This is a genomic window from Pseudorhodobacter sp. W20_MBD10_FR17 (assembly GCF_052119765.1).
Classification (GTDB): domain Bacteria; phylum Pseudomonadota; class Alphaproteobacteria; order Rhodobacterales; family Rhodobacteraceae; genus Pseudorhodobacter.
On the sequence record NZ_JBGQOQ010000082.1, the window covers coordinates 1 to 4,125 of the forward strand.

Annotated in this window: 3 protein-coding genes; 2 read left to right on the plus strand and 1 reads right to left on the minus strand. The window is 62.4% G+C overall.

Annotated elements, in window-relative coordinates:
• Nucleotides 1-298 precede the first annotated feature (298 nt).
• Together ACEN2J_RS20450 and ACEN2J_RS20455 are read left to right on the plus strand one after the other, a co-directional pair.
• Nucleotides 299-1,927, plus strand: a complete 1,629-nt coding sequence (locus ACEN2J_RS20450) for a phage tail tape measure protein (RefSeq protein ID WP_442108551.1) — start codon at nt 299-301, stop codon at nt 1,925-1,927.
• Entirely contained in the window at nt 1,920-3,077 is a 1,158-nt protein-coding gene (locus tag ACEN2J_RS20455) for a hypothetical protein (RefSeq protein ID WP_442108553.1), read from the plus strand. The genes ACEN2J_RS20450 and ACEN2J_RS20455 overlap by 8 nt, the downstream gene beginning before the upstream one ends.
• A gap of 381 nt (nt 3,078-3,458) precedes the next feature.
• On the opposite strand, the gene ACEN2J_RS20460 is transcribed toward ACEN2J_RS20455, so the two are convergent.
• A complete protein-coding gene (locus ACEN2J_RS20460) occupies nt 3,459-3,863 on the minus strand; it encodes a c-type cytochrome (protein ID WP_442108555.1) in 405 nt (134 codons plus the stop codon).
• Between the last annotated feature and the right edge of the window lie 262 nt (nt 3,864-4,125).

The following is a 4,125-nucleotide window of genomic DNA, read 5'->3' on the forward strand; positions in this document are numbered from 1 at the left end:
ATACATGAACTATCTCCAAGATAGTCCAAGTTTTCGTCCGCACCCCCGCCGGGTCAGTTCTCAGTGACAATTAACAGATCAGGCCCGCGCGGTCGGCGCTATTCTGGACGGTGAGGCTCTGGCCTCCCTGCGCCAGACGCAGATTGCACTAGGCAGCCTCTCTCTGGTGTTCGATGGGCTGCGCAATCAGATCGCTGTGGCCGTGGCCCCGGCAGTGACTTGGCTGGCGAGTGCGCTTGTGGGGCTCGCCTCCGAAGGTGGTGCACTCGGGACCGCCCTGGGTGCACTAGGCGCCAATATGGGGCGGCTGACCTCTTACGCCGCGGCCTTCGCCGGTCTCATGGCGGGGCGCTGGGTCGCAGGGCTTGCCACAGCCGTCCTGTCCGTCCGAGGCCTCGCGACCGCCCTTGTCATCCTTCGAGGTGCGCTCATCCGAACCGGGATCGGCGCGCTGGTCGTTGGCGCGGGCGAGTTGGTGTTTCAGTTCGGACGGCTGGTGCAAGGCGCAGGCAGTGTCGGGGCGGCACTGGAGCTCTTGGCTGATCTTGCCCGCGAGGTCTGGGATCGCATGCATCTTGGCATGGTAGCCTTGGGCCTCGCCATTGTTGCGGGCTGGGCAGAGATCAGTGCGAGCATCGCTGCCGCTTTGCAAACCGGGCTTGAAGCCGTGGTCGGCTTTGGCAATGCCACGCTGAACACATTCCAAGGGGCTTTTGATGCGATCAAAGTGCTCTGGGGCGCCCTGCCCGCCACCATCGGGGAATTTGCTTATGGCGCTGCCAACGCAATGATCGGTGGTGTCGAAGCCATGCTGAACGGCGTGGCCCAGCGGATCGACGGGTTTTTGGAAGGGATCAATGCCGGTCTCGATGTCCTTGGCATCGAGAAGCGTGTGCCCCTGATCGGCACGATCGAACTCGGCGGGATAGAGAACCCCTTTGCCGGAGCGGCGGAAAATGCCGGTGCCGAGGCGCGCGCAGCCTTCCAAGCCGCTTTTTCAAGTGATCCGATCACGCCACCTGATCTTGGCCTCACCGCCGCCGCCGAGACGGCCAGGAGCGAGGCGACGCGCCTCAGGGAGATGATGGGCGAGGTTGCGACAGCGGCGACAGCACCTCTGCAATCTGTGGCAGCCCTGCGCACAGCGGTTGCTGCTGGAACGGCTGAGGCGGTCAATGGTCTCGGCGGGGCGCAGGGCGCGGCGGCCGGGCTCTCGGATGCGCTCGATGGTGCTGGCACTGCGGCGGACCGCACCGCGGGTGCGGGGCGTGCGGCGGGAACAGCGCTCGGCGATGCCGCCAAGACCGCAAAGGACGCATGGGAAGCCACGTCCGACGCCGTGCGTAACGCTGCCGAGCGGTCCCGCGAGATCGCGCAAGGTCTGGCACAAGATATCACCGGTCCAATCAAAGACGCCCTCAAATCCGGCGAGTTCACCTGGGAGACCTTTGCAGGGGCAATCTCGCGCATTGCGCAGAACCTCGCCACCAGACTGATCGATCTGGCCTTCAAGCCGATTGAGAATGCCCTGATCAATGCGCTTTCTGGTGGGGGTGGTAGCGGCGGGGGCGGCTTTCTTGCGAGCCTCTTCGGCTTTGCGAAGGGTGGGGTGTTTGCGGGTGGTTCAGAGATGACCGCTTTTGCGCGCGGTGGGATCGTCAACCGCCCGACCGTCTTTCCCTTTGCCTCTGGCATCGGGCTGATGGGCGAGGCTGGGCCAGAGGCCATCATGCCGTTGAAGCGCGGACGTGGCGGACGGCTTGGCGTCGAGATGAACGGCGAAGGGGCGGCCCCAGCGGCCCAGATGTCGACCCGCATCATCAACGTGCTCGATCCAAGCGTCGTCGGCGATTATCTCGCCACGCCCTCAGGGGAACGGGCCATTTTGAACGTCATCCGTCGCAATCGTGGGGCCATCAATGCCTAACCAACCGCCCTTATGGCCCTTCTCAGCGGTACAGCAGATCACCGAAGTTTTGGAATGGCGCACGGATATACTGTCAGCGCAGGCAGGCGAACAGCGCATCGCGCTGCGGCCTCGGCCGCGCGAGATCATCACGCTCCAGCATCGCTGTGATGCCCTTGGCTTGGCACGCGCTGCAGAATTGTCACGCGCGGGGTTCGCAGGCGACTGGCAGGTACCGCTTTGGCATCTGGCTCTGCAGCCGACCGCTGATCTCGCACAGGGTGAAACCGAGATCCTGCTGGACACCACGGTGTCGGATTTTCGGGCAGCGGGATTTGCAGTCCTTGCCATCGATGGGCGCGAAGCCGTTTTGGTCGAGATTGTCACCGTGGCGGCGGATCGTATCCGCCTGACAGAGCCACTGGGCATGCAACTGCCCGCGCCTTCGGTCACCGCAGCGCGCATCGCAATTGCCCCTATACGGCAGGGCGTCCTCGCCTCCGCCATCGAGATCACGCGGCGTCGCCAGAGTGACGGCATGGTCACAGCGACCTTCCTGCTGAGCGATACCCCCGACCTAACTGCCCCCGTTCTGCCAAGCTATCTCGGCCGCCCGGTCCAGACCAACCCGAGCCTTGTGCGCAGCCCGCTCAGCGCCAGCTTGCGCCGTACAGTGGAATATGTCGACAATGGCTTCGGCCCGGTTGTGGTCGAGCCCTTGCGCGATGTGTTTGAGCGCGGTGAGGCGATCGCGCTCAAGGCCCAAGGCGCGCCCGCACGCTGGGCGCAGCGCCGCTGGCTCTGGTCATTGCGTGGCCGCCAATCGAGCTTCTGGCTGCCGACTTGGGGTCGCGAGCTGCAGCTGCGGGCTGCAATGACCTCGGGATCCACGCTGATGCGCGTGGCGCCTGTCGCGGCACTGGCTGGCTATGTGGGACGCCCGATCTTGCTGGAGATGCCCGGCGCGCTGCGGTTCCGCACCATCACCGGCGCCATTGCCGATGGGTTTGATCACCGTCTGACGATCTCATCAAACCTCGGCGAGCCGGTTCCGCTTGGCACAAAAGTGCATTTCATGACGCTGGTGCGCTCTGACGCTGACCGGGTGGAGATCCGGTATGGGGCGGTGGCCAGCGAAGTGACCTTGCCGGTCGTAGAGGTTCTGGAGTGAGGTCCGGTCACCGTCAGATTGGAAGCGGATCAATACGAGATTCGCTTGATCAAAAGTGACGTAGGCGTGGCTGCACACAGCGCCACCGCTCCTCAACCGGACCTTCGTGAACGGGGCGGCTAACGGCAGGTTCGAGCCTTCTTTGCCTGATGCTGCGGTCAGCACAGATGTCTGGTTCGGCGACACAGATCAAGAACGCGCCACATCAATCCATCGCCGCACACGCTTCACTAGCGGATTCCGACCTCGTCGGTGCAGGATAGGTGGATCCGTCCGGCAGGACGCAGACCTCTGCCATGGCGAATGGCGCGTTGTTGAACCAAATACTAAACGACAGCAACAGAACCGAGACGCCAATACCATGTTGGTTCGTCAACTGCGTCACTCTTGGATGGATTCCAAGTAATAGGCGATCGATAGAACGCGGCCACGAACGACGGCTTCACCGCCATAGGGGCCATAGCCTTCGGCCTCGACCTCGACCTCGAACTGTTGGCCCCAGATCGGCATCGGGTTACCATGCCCCCTGATGGACTGTCGTCCGTCAATTGCATGAATGACCTTGAGCATCGGGAAGGCACCTTCATTCGCGGCGGACAACCCTGTCAACGCCGGCACTGTAATAGTAAGCAATTCTGCTATCGGTCCATCACCCCGCCCATCCACGCCATGGCATGCCGCGCAAGCGCTGACGTATTCCGCATGTCCCGCATCGTCTGCGCTGGCTACGCTTGATATAAAAACGAAGCTGCCGAACATCGCCGCAAATAATCCCAATACTTTCATCGTTCTCTCCCTTGCTGTGAAACATCCTAGGATCAGCTTAAAGCCCACGAAGGCGCCCGAATTGACATTTGTCAATTCGACCGTTTTTCCTAGGCTTAACGAAAGCTGACCTTGGAGCAGTCGCAGCGAATTGGTGCTTTTCCGCACACTAGACCTCGGTGCTGGCCGCAGCAAAGGTCCGGAAAGAGCCCAAAGTTACGTGATGCTGCTACGCGGCCAATGGCCGCTAAGCGGAACTTCGAAAACGGTCGCCAGCATTGCT

What these genes read in the sequence shown, in the direction of transcription:
- ACEN2J_RS20450 (WP_442108551.1), top strand. Translation starts at nt 299, where the DNA reads ATGGGGCGGCTGACCTCTTACGCCGCGGCCTTCGCCGGTCTCATGGCG.
- ACEN2J_RS20455 (WP_442108553.1), top strand. Translation starts at nt 1,920, where the DNA reads ATGCCTAACCAACCGCCCTTATGGCCCTTCTCAGCGGTACAGCAGATC.
- ACEN2J_RS20460 (WP_442108555.1), bottom strand. Translation starts at nt 3,863, where the DNA reads ATGAAAGTATTGGGATTATTTGCGGCGATGTTCGGCAGCTTCGTTTTT.